We start from the raw sequence: 16,248 nt of genomic DNA, 5'->3' as shown, positions 1-16,248 counted from the left end.
CTGATGAGCAGAGACTATTCTTTTTTTGTCGGCGATGTTGCATTAGACGAATACTATCGGGCACCCTACTGGCCCAAAATCAGAGAAAAGGTGTTGGTTGAAACGCTCGAGCAGCATGTCGGTGGAATGATCGCGAATGCAGCCAGTGTCTATACCGCTTATAACGAATCCGTATATTTTTTGTCGCTGCTAAACAGTGGGCAGATCACCCAAAGACTATGCGAGGACCTGCGTCAAAGAGGGATCGACACCCGCTACATCACTTATGATGATAAGTTACCGGATGCCAAAAATATCATCATTTTAACCGAAGATGACCATACCCTTTTCATTCCTACCTTGGGGATCAAGCATTTTGAAATCACGCCCGAGATCATCGATGCGATGTGTGCAGCCAAATATGTCTACACGTCGGTTGTCGAAATGAAGCCATTGCGTTGCGGCACGATGGATGCGCTCGACATCATCCGAAAAATTAGAGCGTCCGGGGCGAAAATGGTCTACGACCTGGACGTTGCCCATCTTGAGCCGGGGGACGAGTGCTTTTTCGAGGAAATGGATATTCTTTTCTTCAACCGCAATGGATTCGATGTCTATCGAAAAGAATTGTCCTATGAAGCAGCAGTTGCGCAACTGCTCGGCTTCGGTGCCGAGATGGTCGTCATCACTTTTGCGGAAGAAGGCTGTCGCGTACATACCCGTGAGCAAGAAATCTCTGTACCCGGCATCCCTGTAGAGGTAGTGGACGTGACCGGTGCAGGAGATACGTTCTGCAGCTCGTTTATCCATGCACTGAACAAAACGGATGACTTGCGCTTGGTTGCGAATTTTGCCAATGCGGCCGCAGCCCGTGCAGTGACGATCTTGGGGCCTCGCGGCGGCGTCGCTTCAAGCGAAACGGTTCTTGCCTTTATGAACGAAAAAGGCGTAGCTATCGATGAGGAATATAACTGCTTTATCGCCCGATGAACGGCGTCACATGAGAGGAGAGATATGCATGAAAATAAAAGCAGTCCCGGTTTCAGCAATCGATTTCTCCAAATTTGGCACCTACTTCAGTATGAAGGAAGAGGCGGAAAATCTCCTGCTTTCCAAAGGCGATGGATGGGAAGATCGGCGGACAAACGCTCCTTTGCTCCGTACGTCTGGCAGTCTTGGGGTGACGCTTGGTTCTCCTGCACCATGTGAAGTTCGTGCGATGGAGCGGCATCTTCACACGGAAGAAGCGATCTTTTGCATGGCTGACCCGATCGTGGTTGCCTTAGCTCATTCTGCGGGCAGCAAGCCGCTTCTGTCTGACATTCAGGTGGTCGTTCTAACTCCGGGAGATGTAATCGTGCTCCGACACGGAGTCTGGCATGATGCGTGTCACGGCATTAACAAATCGGCTCATTATTATTGGATGGCGACTGAATCCGATGAGCAGACCGAGTGGATCGACATCGTGGGAGGCCCGCTTGAAGTAGCGTTATAGAAAGTCATCAACACGTAAAAATAGAAAAAAATAACCACTGCGAATGAACTTGTCGGGTTTCGCAGTGGTTATTTTTTTGTCTAAGGCACAATATTCCCTGCCGCCTTATAAAGCCGGTACCATTCCTCACGGGTCAACGACAGATCGGAACCTTTGCAAGCATCTTTTATTCGTTGCGGGTTAGTTGTGCCGAGCACCACATGGATATTGGCTGGATGGCGCGTGATCCATGCCGTCGCGATGGCCGTGTCCGTGACGGAATACGTTTCCGCGATGCTTCGAATCGTTTTGTTCAGCTCCGGGAATTTTTCGGTATTCCCGAGAAAAGGTCCCTCAAAGCTTCCATGCTGGAACGGCGACCATGCTTGCATTGAAATGTCATGCAGGCGACAGTAATCCAAAATGCTGCTGTCGCGGTTGATTGACTGGTCGATCCCCATGTTCAGCGCGATGCCGGAGTCGATGGCGGGCGTATGCGCGAGGCTGAATTGGATTTGGTTCGCCACGATTTTGTGAGGAGTGAATTTTTGTAGGAGCTCGATTTGCGCCGGATTGTGGTTGGATACGCCAAAATACCGCACTTTGCCGCTGCGATGGAGGGCATCGAACGCCTCTGCAACCTTGGTTGGCTCCACCAATGGATCCGGGCGATGGAGGAGGAGAATATCCAAATAGTCGGTTTTGAGTCGCTGCAAAATGCCATCGACCGATCCTACAATATGTTCCTTGGAAAAGTCGTAGTAGTTTTCTTTCGATCGAATCCCGCATTTGCTTTGCAAAATCATTTTTTCACGAATGCCCTGATTCATTTGGATCGCTTCTGCAAACCGCTCCTCACACCGACCTTGTCCATAAATGTCGGCATGATCAAAGAAATTGATCCCCTCGTCCATGGCGGTGCGAATTAGCGTTTCTGCTTCACGCAGTGAAAGCTGTGCGAGCCGCATGTTGCCCATAATTAAGTTGGAAACATCCAGCTCGGTATGTTTCAATCGGATGTATTTCAAACGGAATTCCTCCTCTGCACATCGTTATCAGTAGAATAACACCGGGCGCCTGCCAGTGTTAATAGGAATTAAACATTCGCGCATACGCGGAAAAGGAGAGGGAAAAATGAACCAAACTGAAGCCTGTTGACGATCGGGTGGGAGAGGTGGAAGAAGGATGAAAATCGGCAGTCATGTGAGCACGAGAAACGGGTATTTTGGCGCAGCCCAGCAGACGGTCCGCTTGGGGGGCAAGGCGTTTCAGTATTTTCCCAAAAACCCGCGCAGCTTGACGGTGAAGTCTTTTGATCACCAGGATGCGAACAATTGCGCTCGTTTATGCCAAGAGCATGGACTGGTCTCGATCGCACACACGGCTTACCCCACCAATTTATCGGAGGCAGACGATGCGATGCGGCGCGTTATGATGGCATCCATTGCGAACGATCTGGAGATTGCGGAAGCGTGCGGGTCGATCGGGGTTGTCGTTCATTTTGGCAAATACAAAGGGGCCGACCCGCTGATGGGGTATACGTTGATGATCAACATGTTGAATCAAATTTTACGCGACTGGGAAGGTTCAGCCCTCGTGTTGATTGAAAACAATGCCGGGCAAGGTGCAAAAATGGGGATCACTTTCGAAGAGCTTGTCCAAATCCGCAAGCTTTCAGCGTATCCGGAGAAGATCGGGTTTTGCCTCGATACGTGCCATGCATTTGCCAGTGGACTATGGAACGGAAGCAATTGGCCAGCGCTCGTGGAAAAAGGGACGGAGTTGGGCTACTTTCCCCACTTGAAGGCGGTGCATCTGAACGATTCCATGCATGAGTCAAGCTCCTATCGCGATCGCCACGCGAACGTAGGCAAAGGGTACATCGGAGAAACGAGCATGCGTGGGTTTCTGCAATCACCGGTGATCCGGGAGATGCCGGTGATTTTGGAGACGCCAAGCTCGGCATCGTATACGCATCAAGATGAGATTGCTTACGTCCATTCACTAGCAGAATCGAACGATGGGTAACCAGAAAAAGGGAAGGCAGCGGCCGGGGTTCGTTGAAAATATAGTATTAGACTGGTGCTGTGTCATTTTTTTAAAAAAAGCGGAATTTGCGAGAGAAAGTCAGATTTTTTTCGTTGTCTATGGTGTAAAGGCCTTTACCGAACATCTGGGAGGAATTATAGAAATGAGATGTGATGAACGGAATTACATCGAGCGATTAAAAAAGAAAAAAGAAGATGCTTTGGAGTATATCGTAGACAAATATTTGGGGCTGGTGAAAGGTACTGTGTGCAAAGTATTAGGCCCGAAATACCAGTCCGGGGAGATTGAGGAATGCATAAATGATGTATTCCTGGCGGTATGGAACCATGCCAATCAATTCGAAGGAGACGGAGAGGATTTTAAAAAATGGCTCTATAAAATAGCCAAATATCAAGCAATTGACTACTACCGGAAGATGGGGAAGCGCGACGAGGTCTCCTTGGCAGTCGAAAGTCTCGTACAGGGTTTATCGACGGAAGATCAGGTTGTACTGCAGGAGAATAAGCGGGAGCTCGCGACGTTCATCCATACATTGCAGCCGATTGATCAGAAAATATTCGCAATGAAATATTTCTTAGGTGTCAAATCAGACGAAATCGCCAAGCAGTTAGGGCTTACAAGGACGGCTGTGGATAATAGAGTTTTCCGCGGAAAGAAAAAGTTGGCCGAACAGGCGACAATGAACAGATAGGAGAGGGAGCCATGCGGGGTATTTACCGGTTATTGAAAGAAGTAAAGGTCGATGAGATGGAAATGAGAGAAATCGAGGAAGCGACGGAGGTTACCATGCTTGAAAAAGCAAAAGTGAAAAAACGATTGCTGGAGTCGGTTAGAAAGAAGAAGGGATGGGCCGGAACGAAAATAATCGCGGCAGCGTTCGCTGGTCTTCTGGTTGGAGGCACTGCTTATCTGGGAATCAACAATCCGGCCTACGCCGCTGGCATTCCGATTATCGGTGATATTTTCCGTTTTTTGGATACATCTCAGACAGGTGTGTATGATTTGTACCAGGTCAATGCCAATGAAGTGAATGTGAGCAAAGAGAGCAACGGGATTCAGATCACAGTGAAGGATGCCGTTTTTGATGGCAAAACAATTTCCTATACCTACGAAGTAAAGTCTCCTCAAGATCTCGGGGAATCGCCGTTAATCGGTTTGGGACCTTCCTTGCGTATCCATAACTATACCGGCGGACTGACGGGAAGCGATCATGTGGAGAAAGTAGCGTCGAACACTTACGTCGGGCAAGCAAACTACAGTATTGCTGGGGAGATGGAAGAGGTAGAGTGCCAGCTGACGATCAACGACATCCTAAAAATCGAGAACAATCAGCAAGAAGAGATCGACGGAAAATGGTCGTTTGCCTTTAAGCTGCAAACTGTGGAAAGCGATGTGAAGCTTGTTCACAAACGTACAGAGAAAGATGGCTTCGTCGTAACGATTGACAAAGTCAAGCTAACCCCGATGTCATTCGTAACGGACTATACACAGCAAGTACCCGATGAATATCGGGAGCGTTTGCAGGATGTAAGCGCCCATCTGATTGTCAAGGATGATTTGGGCAATGTGTATGAGGGAGAGGACAATGGGGGACATGGCGATGCCTCTACGGGGATCATGAAATGGAGCATGACCTTCAGAAAGTTGGAGGAGAAGGCCACGAAGCTGACGATTACGCCAATCATCTACATCTCTGAAAATAAAGGGGGGGTTTCTTTTGATGAGAACGGAAAAGAGAAAAAAGAAGCGCCTGTGGGCACCAGGGAACACAAAAAAGAGACCATGCCGGAGATTACGATAGATATAAAGTAGGAAAAGAATATCTGCCAACAAGTAAGCCGGCTTGACTCACCTGAGTCAGCCGGCCTTTCTCGATGGAATGGTTAACCCTTTTGGTAGTTCAATTCGTATGTTTCACATCGAACTGTCACAAGGTCATTATCGGGCAGGTTTAGGTGAGTCTTTTCCAATCAAAGAATTAGATAGGATTCATCACGAATCATTTGTGAATTTGTTACCCATAACTATCTTATTAAGACTAAGGAACAGGTCCAAAATATTGTAACCAGTACCCCCTTGGAGGAATAGGAAAAGGAAACCATTCTTAAATTGATAGACATGAAGCTCTCGGAATTTAGGTAGATATAGTAGGCGCAAATGCGGATTTTAACGTTACGAAGAAGGAGACTTAAAAATAGCTGGTATACCCTTAGCGTGGTGAAACCGGCTTTTTTTGAATTGCCTGGGGTGTTGGGGGATGCGTGAAATTAAGGAAGATGCTGATGGTTATGACCTATTAAATAAAATCAAAAAAGTAAATAATCTTCTGATTAATAATATTGACAACGGAGTATCAACTATGAGACATTACAAAAAACATTACTTTTAAGTAACGTTATTTTTAAGTAATGTAAAATACTGTTTTCTTGAGTATTTCAGGAGATGATATGGACATGACACTAGTAAAAGGGTTGAAAGGTAAGGAAAGCCGAATGCGTTTGCTTACCATTGCGGCGGATGAATTCGCAAACCGAGGGTTTCATGAGACAAAAGTTAGTACTATTGTTACACGGGCTGGATTGACTCAACCTGCTTTCTATCTCTACTTTTCTAACAAGGAAGCCATCTTTGATGAGTTAGTAAACGAGTTTCGTACCCGACTGCGAAAGTTAGTACAAACGAGTCGCTTTGCACCCACGGTAGAGGCACACGATGTTCCAAAGCAGTTGTTGATGACACTGGAGACGATTTTCCGTTTTCTAGCTGCAACTCCAAATATAACTCGTATCGGGCTTTTTCTAGCCCCAAATTCGGATCAAATCAAGGAAGAGCTAACCTCTCTGCTTATAGATAATTTACGAGCAGAACAACAAATGGGTCATTTTCGTTCTGAATTGGCGATGGAAACTGTAGCGGAGTGCATAGTTGGAATTGTGGAACGTCTAACACTTTCCCTTTTGTTACCTGGGATTAAGGGGCCAGAAAGTCTAGCGTTACAAGTAGTCAATCTTTTGTTGTATGGGATGCTTGCAAACGGAGATACCTCTATACAAGATAGTTGAAAGGAGTGGGGGTTAAATGATAACTACTGTCTTACAGGTAATTCTAGCTGTTTTTATTTTAACAGGCGGTATTATAAAACTCTTGCGCATACCATTCCAGGTTGAGCATTGGCAGCACTACCAATATCCATTATGGTTTATGTCTGTAATTGGATTTCTTGAACTCATTGGAGGTATAGCAATGATTTTGGGTGCCTCGAATAGATATTTGGCTGCTGGGGCAGGTGTACTGTTTGTAATTCTCATGTTAGGCGCTATTCACGCCCATATTTTTCGGGCAAACCAATCTGTTGTAACGATCATTCCTGCATTGGTTTGCTTCATTTTATCTATCTTCGTGATTCTAAGGAATCTAAAGGGGTTCTTCTAATTATAAAAAAGACGTGTTACGAGGTGATATTCATGATTAAAATTGAAGAAAGTTATAAACAGAGACCCATTCGATTTCTTGAACTTTGGGATCATTCAGATTGGACGTTAAAAATATATGGAATAACATATCAAGGTGAGTTTCCTAGATCAAACATAATTGAAAGAGCGAAATTACTTGCTTGTGAGTGTCTTCCCAAACCTGCAATCACTGAAAATCGTTATGGTGTTGGCTTTATAGGGGTTCATGATGGGCGCGGTGCAAGCTTTATATTTATTGATTGGTGGTCTGACGAAAATGAATTGCATCATCAAGTTTACGTTGCACCTCATGATAATCCGGAAGAGTTTACGTACGTAACACCTACAGGGTTAATTGCTTGTGTTTGGGATCTTCGCGTACTGTGCTTTGAGAGGGAAGCATGGATTCAAACAGTATTAGCTAATCCTAATGGGCCTAATGTACAAGAGTATTTAAACTTGCAGCTTAATGAAGACACATAATAATTTCCATTTCTTGTCAAGGGCAGTTAGGACAATGCCCTTGACAAACTACGTTAACGATTTCTTTGCAGAAGAAATGAAAACAAAAAATTTGTTTCGTATAAATATACGTTAGTTCAATTAAAACACCGGTAGTCTAAGACTTTATTTTTCAAGTTGTAGTCTGCCGCTGTTTAATTTTTTGTCCAGTCCAACACTTATTTTTAAAAGGGTGGCGATTTTCAATCTCATAAACCACGGTATATCAAGCACCCCAGTCTAAAACATTATTTTCACTGGACAGCCGGATGTGGCGTTACCAACAGCCATATGAGACTGCTGGTGGTTTTCTGTTTGAATTTTTCGTAAAATCACACATTGACACTACGTCAAGAGGAACCTAAAATACATAGAAAAGATATATATGCTCGATATAATGGTGCGCAAATGCCCAGGGAAAAGAAGCGATCGAAAAAAGGATTGGAAACTGTTGGAAGGCGAGCGAGCGCTCTGTCGACGGATGGGCATCCGCATTGGCCTCTATTGCAGCGAAGTGATTTTGACATAGAGTGTGGAGAGGATTATCGAGTTGAAACAGATGAAAAACGACCAGGCCGAATTTGGTTGCAAATGAACATGATATTCTGAATCTTCGAAATCAACTGAGTGATACAGCAAGATGCAGCCTTTCCAGAAAAATACACGATTGAATGAACAATGATTACATAGTTTGCACGGACGTTTGCCACACGCAAATCGTACCGAATGATGAGGAGGAATTGGTACATGGCTTGGATTTTGAATGAGAATCTCAAAAACGCCGCGAAACAATACCCGCAGCAGACAGCATGTCTGTTTGACGGGAAACGCACCTCGTATGAACAGCTTGATCTACTTGCCGATCAGTTCGCGTCTGCACTTGTCAAGCATGGTATTGGAAAAGGCGACAAAGTGGCGCTGCTCCTCGATAACTGTTTGCAATTCGTCATCGCCTACTATGGAATCCTCCGCACAGGCGCAGCGGTGGTTCCGATGAACCCGATCTATACGGCAAGGGAGATCGCGTATATCCTCACGAACAGCCAAGCAAAAACTGCAATTGCAGGCTCGGCCGCAAGCAAAATATTGGCTGATTCGAAGCAGCAGTACGGTACGCTGGAGCTGGTGATTTTTACGGAGGCCGTTGAAAGCGAATGGTCATTCGAGCAGTTCATGCAGGAAGGAAGCGAATTGTTTGAGAGCGCTTCGGTAACAGAGGACGATCTCGCCGTTATCTTGTATACGTCCGGCACGACGGGTGATCCAAAAGGTGCGATGCTGACGCACCGGAACTTGGCCTCAAATGCTGAAGCTACTTGCCAGCTGTTCGATTTGACCCAAAAGGATCGGGTTGTGGTGGTCCTTCCCGTTTTCCATGTATTCAGCATGACAACCTGCATGAACGCATCCATTGCATGCGGTGCCACGATGCTGATGCTGCCCAAGTTCAGCCCGGCGGCCGTCGTGGACATGATCCGAGATGAAAAGGCGACGGTCTTTTGCGGCGTTCCCACGATGTACAGCTTTATGCTGCAGCTCCCTCAAGCGACAGCTGACGATTTCTGTTCTCTGCGTCTTTGTGTGTCAGGCGGAGCGGCGATGCCGGTCGAGCTTCTGAAAAAATTCGAAGACAAATACAAAGCGCCGATTCTGGAAGGGTACGGATTGTCCGAGTCTTCACCGGTGGCAGCGTTCAATACGCTAAACCGGGTACGCAAGCCGGGTTCGATCGGAGTAGAAATACCCGGCGTCAAAATCCGCGTCGTCGATCCGGATGGCCATGACGTCCCGACGGGTGAGGTAGGCGAACTGATCATCTACGGCCCTGGCGTGATGAAAGGATACTTGGGGATGCCGGAAGCGACGGCAGCGGCGATAAAGGATGGCTGGTTGTACACAGGCGATATGGCGACAATGGATGAAGAAGGGTTCCTGTTCATCGTCGACCGGAAAAAAGACATCATTTTAGTCGGCGGCTATAACGTTTACCCTCGTGAGGTGGAAGAGGTTTTGTATCAGCATCCAGCTGTGATGGAAGCGGCTGTTATCGGTTTGCTAGATCAGGAGTATGGCGAGATAGTCAAGGCGTTCATCGTGAAGCAGGATGAACAGCTGACGGACAGCGAAATCATGAATTTTTGCCAAGACAAGCTGGCCAGATACAAGCTGCCGAGACAAATCGAGTTTTTGACCGAGCTGCCCAAAAATCGGACGGGGAAAATTTTGCGCAGAGCATTGCGGAGCTAACGCGGCAGCCTGTGAGTTTGACAAATCGACCACCCTCTTTCTGCGAAACGGATGTGTTTGCAGGGGGAGGTGGTCGATTTTTTTGTCAGGGCAAATCATTGACAGTCTGTGAGCGGAGGGCAGTGGGCGGGATGTGGATGAATCGGATCGACCGAATCGGGTCTTATTATCAGTCCTTACAGCAGCACATCGCTCGCTGGTCAGCTTGGCTCGCCTGTGCGATGATGGAGGAATCTGCCACACGACTGTGGAGACAAAACAGTGGACTCGGGCGAGGAGGTGTGCTGATGTACCAGGGCGTCCGTATGGGCATGAATGCCAAGGAACAGTGGCTAGAGGGGATGAAAAACTGGCAAGGTGACCTTTCGCAGCGGATGACGGACGATGTGGTGGAAGAAGCCTTCTGGCGTGAGCATATTCGCAAACATGTGATTCGCGAACAAGCAGCTCCACATGTGAAGAAGATTCAGACCGAGCTTTTGAGCCTCATCGAGCCTGGCGATCATGTGCTTGAAATCGGGCCAGGCATGGGCACCTATTCATTTGCTGCTGCCGAAAAAGCCGCTCGCTATACGGCTGTTGACAGCTCGCAGGGGATGATTGGCTTTTTGCGCGAGGAGATGGAACGACGCGGAATGGCAGCTGCAACATTCGTCCATGCCAAATGGGAGGAACATACGGTTAGTGAGCAGGCGGACATTGTCTTTGGCGTCAATTGCTACTACCGGATGCAACAGATCGATCGAGCGCTGGTTGAGATGAACAATGCTGCACGGCGGTTGGCGGTGATTGCGCTGACCAGCGGGCCGGAGCGTCCCCATCTTTTGGCGATCCATCAGGAGCTTGGCTGCAACATCCGGTTTCAGCGGCGCGATTACATCCATTTGACCAACATGCTTTATGAGCTTGGGATCGATGCGAACTGCCGCATCCTCGATCTGGAACGGACCTATCACTACGAAATTGAAGAACAGCTGGTGAAGGAAAACTTGAAGGCGATCATGGACGAGAGCTATGACCGACAGGCAGCTAAGGAGATTTTGCACCGATATGTGGAGCCGGTTGCCGACGGCGGATATCGCTATACGCATCGTTTCAAGGCAGCACTTCTTTATTGGCGTCCGGAACAGCTCCTGTAGGGTACACATACGTCGACTGAGTTGGCAGGCTTTGGCAAGAGGGGCTATAATGGGAACGGACATACCGCCATAAAGGAGAGGAAGTACATGAACTATCACCGCCTTGGGAATAGTGGCCTGAAAGTGTCGGCTTTGGGCCTTGGTACCAATTCGTTCGGCAAACGCGCGGACGAAGCCACCTCGACGCGCATTATCCATCATGCGCTGGACAATGGAATCAACTTCATCGATACCGCTAACATTTATGCAGGCACGAAATCGGAACGGATCATCGGACAAGCGCTAGAAGGACGACGACATGAAGTGGTGCTGGCGACAAAAGCCGGTTTGGTACGTGGGCAAGAACCGAATGCGAGAGGCTCTTCCCGCTATCATGTGATGCAAGAGCTGGAAAACAGCCTGCGCCGCCTGAAAACCGATTATGTCGATTTATTCCAGATCCATACGTTTGATCCGCATACACCGCTTGATGAGACGCTGCGAGCGCTCGATGATCTGGTGCGTGCAGGAAAGGTTCGCTATATCGGGGCGTCCAACTATGTGGCCTGGGAGATCATGAAAGCGTTAGGGATCAGCGACAACAAAGGATACGTCCGTTATGTTTCCACACAGATTAGCTATTCGCTCGCCGATCGTACGCCAGAGGCGGAGCTGGTGCCGATGTGCCTTGACCAAGGCGTGGGCATCATCCCGTATTTTCCACTTGCAGGCGGCATTTTGAGCGGGAAATACAGCATGAATCACGAAGCACCGACTGAGTCCAGAGCAAATACCGACCCAGGGTTCCAGCGGTTTCTCGGTGAGCGCAATGTGTCGCTCGGCGAAAAAGTCAGCAAAATCGCTGCGGAATGCGGCTATAGCCCAAGCGTGCTCTCACTCGCGTGGCTAATGGAGCGTCCGGCCGTTTCGACGGTCATTGTTGGGGCGACGCGTGTTGAGCAGCTGGAGGATAATTTGCGGAGCGCATCGATTACACTCGATGCGGATGTCAACAAAACATTGGATGAGATCAGTGATCCGTTCCGATACGGGGAGCCATTCGCTTTTTACCGGTTGCCGTAATTAGGTGGCTGTGCAGAGGAATACTTGCACAGCCGCTTTTTTCTTTTCCTTGCATTTTCCCACCATTGGTATTAATCAATCCGTTCTTTCGGCTTTCCTTAACTTATAAATCTTTATCGCAATCGAAATATCTTCAAGAATATCAACGTTTGTGCTTATGGATTCAAGCAACTCCTGCACTTTGCCTACACGGTATCGAATCGTGTTTTCATGGAGGAACAGAGCTGAAGCTGTTTTTTTATAATCCCTACCATTTTCAATATAGCTCATAATGGTTTCAAACAGGTTGGATTGATTCGTTTTTTTATCATACTCGAATATCGGACCAAGAATATCGTTATGAAATTTCTCCAGTTCTTTATGACCGCTAAACAACGTCAATAATCGAACCAACCCTAATTTATCGTAGTAGATGATATTCGAGTTTTTACTATCTCTTACATTGACGGCGGTCAGTGCTTGGTTTACTGCTTGCCCGCATTCGAGAATGTTATTGTTGCTGCTGATCCCGATTACAGATTCCTCATAATAATTGATGATTGTCTCGATGACATAATCGATTTTTTCTTGAATGGATTGAATCGTTGATTCCTTATAGCTTACTAGAATCAGCAGCCCGCTTTTGTATTCGAACGCCGAAATGAACATATTACGTTTGAGTATGCTTAAAATGGCAGAACTTGATTTGATGGATTTAATCGAGGGAGTACAATAAATAACAGTTAACTGGCTTTGAAAATGTGGATTCAATTCAGAAAGAATTTTAGCCGTTTGCGTATTGTCTAATTGACCACGGACAAGAGCGTCTATTTTATTTTCAATTAACGTATTTTGCTGATCGATGATAATCAATTCCATGATGCCGGAGATGATATCGGCATAAGGAACATAGTTATCGACCATAATGACGGGAAATTGATTTTGATCGCAATAATTTCGTATTTCATCGGGCAACACGCTGATATGCTCATTGGTCAGGCATAAGCCGCTAGCATTTGACTTTAGTTCCCTTTTAATAAATTCGTACATATCTGCAACGCTTTGCTTAGCGAAGTAAAAACTTGATATGCAGAATATTCCGTCTTTGAGAATGAAATCATCCGATTCATAATAAGGACTGTCTGAAAAAGAGACACGTTTGATCACGTTGTCCATGCCGTTTGCACCGGCAATAATCTGTGCTTTATGAAAGGGAGATAGGGCTAGAATATCTTTTACTGTAACACTCATTCAATATCTCCTTTCCATCATTTCGTTTCAAACACATGCAGATTACCATTCCCTCTTGACAAGTTATCAAAGATTCTACATGATTTGAATCCTTGCGTCTATAGCTTGAATCACTATTCGTTCCTCTCCAACGTAGACTTTACGATGTTGTTGTGAAAATTACAAAAATTCGGCTCGTATTTTTTTGATCCTATAAAGCTTTCAAATAAAAATGGCGCTAGAATTTGTAGTGTCACGAATATACAAGACAGGGAGGGTAGAGAGTTTGAAAAATAATGCGTATGGAGCCCATGCTTAGCATGTAGATCAAGTTATGGCTATCTGTATTTTTGACGGAATATTCTGTTTAGTATCGGCGGTTTAACCGTTATGCAAGAGATGCAGGTTCGAAAGAGAGGAGTGCTGGGCAACTTTCACTCCAATTATCAGCGAATAGACGAAACAGGAGGATTTGGTTGTGCGAATCATTGACACTCATAATTTGGAGAATATTGCGATGGGGGCGGCTGTACTCGGTACGGGCGGCGGTGGTGATCCCTTTGTAGGAAAAATGATGGCAAAGGCCGCAATCGAAAAATATGGTCCTGTAACGTTACTTTCACCGGACGAAATTGGCGACGAGGATTGGGTGGTATCGGCAGCATTGGGGGGAGCTCCATCGGTCTTGATTGAAAAAATCCCGAGCGGCTCTGAGGTGATCGGTGCGTTTGACGCAATCCGCGCATACAGCAAAAAGAATATTAAAGCGATTGTACCGAGTGAGGTAGGGGGCGTCAACTCCATTGTGCCACTAATGCTGGGGGCTATGACCGGAATCCCCGTGGTGGACATCGACGGCATGGGCCGCGCTTTCCCTGAAGCGCAAATGGTGACGTTTCATCTGGCAGGCCTGCAATCGGCACCAATGTCGATGGCGGATGAAAAAGGAAATACGTTGATTATAAACGGTTCGGATAGCATTTGGAACGAACGGATCAGTCGAGCCGCCCTGATCGCAATGGGAGGTTCAGTAATGTTCTGCGACTTTCTGATGCAAGGGCGGGATCTGAAAGCGGCGGGTATTCACCATACACTCACCCTTGCGGAAAAGATTGGGGAGACTGTGCACGGACTACGTCACCGTAACGAAAATCCTATAGCTGCTATGGTAGACGTACTCGGTGGCAAAATGTTGTTTGAAGGGAAAATCAATAACCTGCTACGTAGAACTTCCGGCGGTTTTACCCGCGGCGAAGTATATTTTGATGGCATCAATCTCTATCAGGGGAAACAGGCGAAGATCGCCTTCCAAAACGAATTTTTGTTGGCGGAAGTAGATGGCCAAGTAGCGGTAACGACACCTGATCTGATTGCGATTCTTGATTTGGAAACCGGTTTTCCGATCACAACAGAGGCCCTCCGGTACGGAAACCGTGTTGCAATCATCGCTATGCCATGCGACGCAAAATGGCGGACGGAAAAAGGTATTCAAACCGCGGGGCCGCGCTATTTTGGCTATGGCATCGACTATACCCCGCTGACGGTATAAGGAGGACTTTACTATGACATATCGGATTGGGATTGATGTCGGCGGAACACATACTGACGCCGTCATATTGAATCAAAAACAGGAATTGGTAGTGAAAGTCAAGACTGCTACTACGGAGGACATTGGTGCAGGCATCGGCAAAGCGATTGCAGCTTGTCTCGCAAAAAGCGGAATCGATTCGCAGCAGGTGACTCACGCGATGCTCGGTACCACGCATTGCACAAACGCCATCGTGGAACGCAACGGCTTGTCGAGGATCGGTGTGGTACGCATCGGTGCTCCTGCTACATTGGCGATTCCCCCTTTCACTGGATGGCCAAAGGAACTGCTGGATACGGTTTACGTTGGAAGCGTGATCGTAAGCGGTGGCCACGAGTTCGACGGACAGCGGATCGCAGACCTTGATGAAGAAGCCATTCGACAAGCAGGTGGCCAGTGGAAGGGGAACGTGGCAGCCGTTGCCATCACCTCCGTGAATTCGCCTGTGGATACAGCAGATGAGGTACGTGCACTGGAGATTTTGCGTGAGGTGCTTGATGACAGTGTTCATTTCTCACTCTCCCATGAGATCGGAAGCATTGGCCTTTTGGAAAGAGAAAACGCTACCATTCTCAACGCATCGTTGGTCGAAGCAGCTAAAAAAATGGTAGAAGGCTTCGAAAGATCATTGGTAGAAAACGGCATCTCACACGCACAAATCTTCCTTAGCCAAAACGACGGCACGCTGATGCGCTCATCCTACGCGCTCCGCTTTCCGGTGCTGACCATCGCGTCCGGTCCGACCAACAGCATTCGCGGGGCAGCATATCTTTCCAAAGAGCGAAATGCACTTGTCATCGACGTTGGCGGCACCACGACGGATATTGGAGTGCTCGTGCAAGGTTTTCCGCGTGAATCATCGCTAGTAGCCGAGATTGGCGATGTCCGCACCAATTTCCGTATGCCGGACCTCCTTTCGTTTGGTCTAGGTGGAGGGACGCTCATTCGCAGCTTGGGCGAAGACGTTCAGGTGGGACCGGATAGCGTTGGCTACCAGTTGCCGCAAAAAGGACTGATTTTCGGAGGGGATGTCCTTACTGCGACCGACATTGCTGTTGCTGTCGGGCAAACGGAACTGGGCAATCCGGCCAATGTGGCACATTACCCAAAAGAGCATGTAGAAGCAGCTTATCAGCGAATGGTTGAGTTGGTTGAAGAAGCGATTGATAAGATGAAGACCTCGGCAGATCCTGTCCCAGCCATTTTAGTGGGGGGCGGAAGTATCATTTTGCCGGACAAGCTGGCTGGTGTATCAGAAGTGATTCGCCCTGCAAACTTTGATGTGGCCAATGCCATCGGCGTTACCATCGCTCAAGTGAGCGGGCAAATTGAGAAAATCTACTCGCATGGCTGGCAGCGCGAGGAAGCGTTGCAAGACGCCAAAGGGCTGGCGACAAGTGAAGCGGTAGCCGCAGGAGCTAATAGAGAGACGGTGGAGATAGTCGATATAGAGGAAGTTCCGCTTGCTTATCTACCCGGTAACGCAATTCGTGTACGGGTGAAGGCTGTAGGGAACCTCTCCATATAGATCAGGAATACCATTGAAGA

General features: G+C 47.4%; 15 protein-coding genes. 13 read left to right on the top strand and 2 right to left on the bottom strand.

The window, feature by feature from the left end; all coding sequences use genetic code 11:
• Nucleotides 1-3 precede the first annotated feature (3 nt).
• On the top strand, nt 4-969 hold the full coding sequence (locus tag EDM56_RS26225; protein ID WP_122920903.1) for a carbohydrate kinase family protein: 966 nt from the start codon (nt 4-6) through the stop codon (nt 967-969).
• 28 nt (nt 970-997) lie between these two features.
• The gene (locus tag EDM56_RS26220) at nt 998-1,474 is read left to right on the top strand and encodes an ureidoglycolate lyase (protein WP_183192593.1); all 477 of its coding nucleotides are present in this window, start codon (nt 998-1,000) and stop codon (nt 1,472-1,474) included.
• A gap of 80 nt (nt 1,475-1,554) precedes the next feature.
• Here the strand turns inward: EDM56_RS26220 and EDM56_RS26215 are convergent, their stop codons facing one another.
• On the bottom strand, nt 1,555-2,481 hold the full coding sequence (locus tag EDM56_RS26215; RefSeq protein WP_122920901.1) for an aldo/keto reductase: 927 nt from the start codon (nt 2,479-2,481) through the stop codon (nt 1,555-1,557).
• Nucleotides 2,482-2,638: 157 nt separating this feature from the next.
• Between EDM56_RS26215 and EDM56_RS26210 the strand changes: the two genes are divergently transcribed.
• The 9 genes from EDM56_RS26210 (at nt 2,639) to EDM56_RS26170 (ending at nt 11,903) form a co-directional block, all read left to right on the top strand.
• On the top strand, nt 2,639-3,481 hold the full coding sequence (locus EDM56_RS26210; protein WP_122920900.1) for a deoxyribonuclease IV: 843 nt from the start codon (nt 2,639-2,641) through the stop codon (nt 3,479-3,481).
• 163 nt (nt 3,482-3,644) lie between these two features.
• On the top strand, nt 3,645-4,193 hold the full coding sequence (locus EDM56_RS26205; protein ID WP_122920982.1) for a sigma-70 family RNA polymerase sigma factor: 549 nt from the start codon (nt 3,645-3,647) through the stop codon (nt 4,191-4,193).
• A gap of 11 nt (nt 4,194-4,204) precedes the next feature.
• On the top strand, nt 4,205-5,314 hold the full coding sequence (locus EDM56_RS26200; RefSeq protein ID WP_122920899.1) for a DUF4179 domain-containing protein: 1,110 nt from the start codon (nt 4,205-4,207) through the stop codon (nt 5,312-5,314).
• 641 nt (nt 5,315-5,955) lie between these two features.
• Complete coding sequence (locus EDM56_RS26195; protein WP_122920898.1) at nt 5,956-6,564, top strand: TetR/AcrR family transcriptional regulator; 609 nt, start codon at nt 5,956-5,958, stop codon at nt 6,562-6,564.
• Nucleotides 6,565-6,580: 16 nt separating this feature from the next.
• Nucleotides 6,581-6,934, top strand: a complete 354-nt coding sequence (locus tag EDM56_RS26190; protein WP_122920897.1) for a DoxX family protein — start codon at nt 6,581-6,583, stop codon at nt 6,932-6,934.
• Between the two features lie 32 nt (nt 6,935-6,966).
• The gene (locus EDM56_RS31965) at nt 6,967-7,437 is read left to right on the top strand and encodes an isochorismatase (protein WP_238933580.1); all 471 of its coding nucleotides are present in this window, start codon (nt 6,967-6,969) and stop codon (nt 7,435-7,437) included.
• A gap of 765 nt (nt 7,438-8,202) precedes the next feature.
• Nucleotides 8,203-9,702 (top strand): long-chain-fatty-acid--CoA ligase, encoded by a 1,500-nt coding sequence (locus tag EDM56_RS26180; RefSeq protein ID WP_122920896.1) that lies wholly within the window; start codon nt 8,203-8,205, stop codon nt 9,700-9,702.
• A gap of 137 nt (nt 9,703-9,839) precedes the next feature.
• A complete protein-coding gene (locus tag EDM56_RS26175) occupies nt 9,840-10,841 on the top strand; it encodes a class I SAM-dependent methyltransferase (RefSeq protein ID WP_246009540.1) in 1,002 nt (333 codons plus the stop codon).
• 87 nt (nt 10,842-10,928) lie between these two features.
• Nucleotides 10,929-11,903: an aldo/keto reductase gene (locus tag EDM56_RS26170; RefSeq protein WP_122920894.1), complete on the top strand. Its 975-nt coding sequence runs from the start codon at nt 10,929-10,931 to the stop codon at nt 11,901-11,903.
• A gap of 75 nt (nt 11,904-11,978) precedes the next feature.
• Here EDM56_RS26170 and EDM56_RS26165 read toward each other — a convergent pair whose 3' ends face one another.
• On the bottom strand, nt 11,979-13,133 hold the full coding sequence (locus EDM56_RS26165) for a PucR family transcriptional regulator (protein WP_122920893.1): 1,155 nt from the start codon (nt 13,131-13,133) through the stop codon (nt 11,979-11,981).
• Between the two features lie 457 nt (nt 13,134-13,590).
• Between EDM56_RS26165 and EDM56_RS26160 the strand changes: the two genes are divergently transcribed.
• Together EDM56_RS26160 and EDM56_RS26155 are read left to right on the top strand one after the other, a co-directional pair.
• The gene (locus tag EDM56_RS26160; RefSeq protein ID WP_122920892.1) at nt 13,591-14,661 is read left to right on the top strand and encodes an S-methyl thiohydantoin desulfurase family protein; all 1,071 of its coding nucleotides are present in this window, start codon (nt 13,591-13,593) and stop codon (nt 14,659-14,661) included.
• A gap of 13 nt (nt 14,662-14,674) precedes the next feature.
• Nucleotides 14,675-16,228 carry a hydantoinase/oxoprolinase N-terminal domain-containing protein gene (locus EDM56_RS26155; RefSeq protein WP_122920891.1) on the top strand — a complete coding sequence of 518 codons (1,554 nt, stop codon included), beginning with the start codon at nt 14,675-14,677 and terminating at the stop codon, nt 16,226-16,228.
• Nucleotides 16,229-16,248 lie beyond the last annotated feature (20 nt).

Origin of the sequence: Brevibacillus fluminis (genome assembly GCF_003710825.1) — a bacterium.
Taxonomy (GTDB): domain Bacteria; phylum Bacillota; class Bacilli; order Brevibacillales; family Brevibacillaceae; genus Brevibacillus_D; species Brevibacillus_D fluminis.
This window is presented reverse-complemented; position numbering and strand designations above follow the sequence as displayed.

Coding starts and splice junctions, on each gene's coding strand:
- EDM56_RS26165 (WP_122920893.1), bottom strand. CDS start 13,133: ATGAGTGTTACAGTAAAAGATATTCTAGCCCTATCTCCCTTTCATAAA.
- EDM56_RS26200 (WP_122920899.1), top strand. CDS start 4,205: ATGCGGGGTATTTACCGGTTATTGAAAGAAGTAAAGGTCGATGAGATG.
- EDM56_RS31965 (WP_238933580.1), top strand. CDS start 6,967: ATGATTAAAATTGAAGAAAGTTATAAACAGAGACCCATTCGATTTCTT.
- EDM56_RS26175 (WP_246009540.1), top strand. CDS start 9,840: ATGAATCGGATCGACCGAATCGGGTCTTATTATCAGTCCTTACAGCAG.
- EDM56_RS26170 (WP_122920894.1), top strand. CDS start 10,929: ATGAACTATCACCGCCTTGGGAATAGTGGCCTGAAAGTGTCGGCTTTG.
- EDM56_RS26195 (WP_122920898.1), top strand. CDS start 5,956: ATGACACTAGTAAAAGGGTTGAAAGGTAAGGAAAGCCGAATGCGTTTG.
- EDM56_RS26225 (WP_122920903.1), top strand. CDS start 4: ATGAGCAGAGACTATTCTTTTTTTGTCGGCGATGTTGCATTAGACGAA.
- EDM56_RS26205 (WP_122920982.1), top strand. CDS start 3,645: ATGAGATGTGATGAACGGAATTACATCGAGCGATTAAAAAAGAAAAAA.
- EDM56_RS26220 (WP_183192593.1), top strand. CDS start 998: ATGAAAATAAAAGCAGTCCCGGTTTCAGCAATCGATTTCTCCAAATTT.
- EDM56_RS26190 (WP_122920897.1), top strand. CDS start 6,581: ATGATAACTACTGTCTTACAGGTAATTCTAGCTGTTTTTATTTTAACA.
- EDM56_RS26210 (WP_122920900.1), top strand. CDS start 2,639: ATGAAAATCGGCAGTCATGTGAGCACGAGAAACGGGTATTTTGGCGCA.
- EDM56_RS26180 (WP_122920896.1), top strand. CDS start 8,203: ATGGCTTGGATTTTGAATGAGAATCTCAAAAACGCCGCGAAACAATAC.
- EDM56_RS26155 (WP_122920891.1), top strand. CDS start 14,675: ATGACATATCGGATTGGGATTGATGTCGGCGGAACACATACTGACGCC.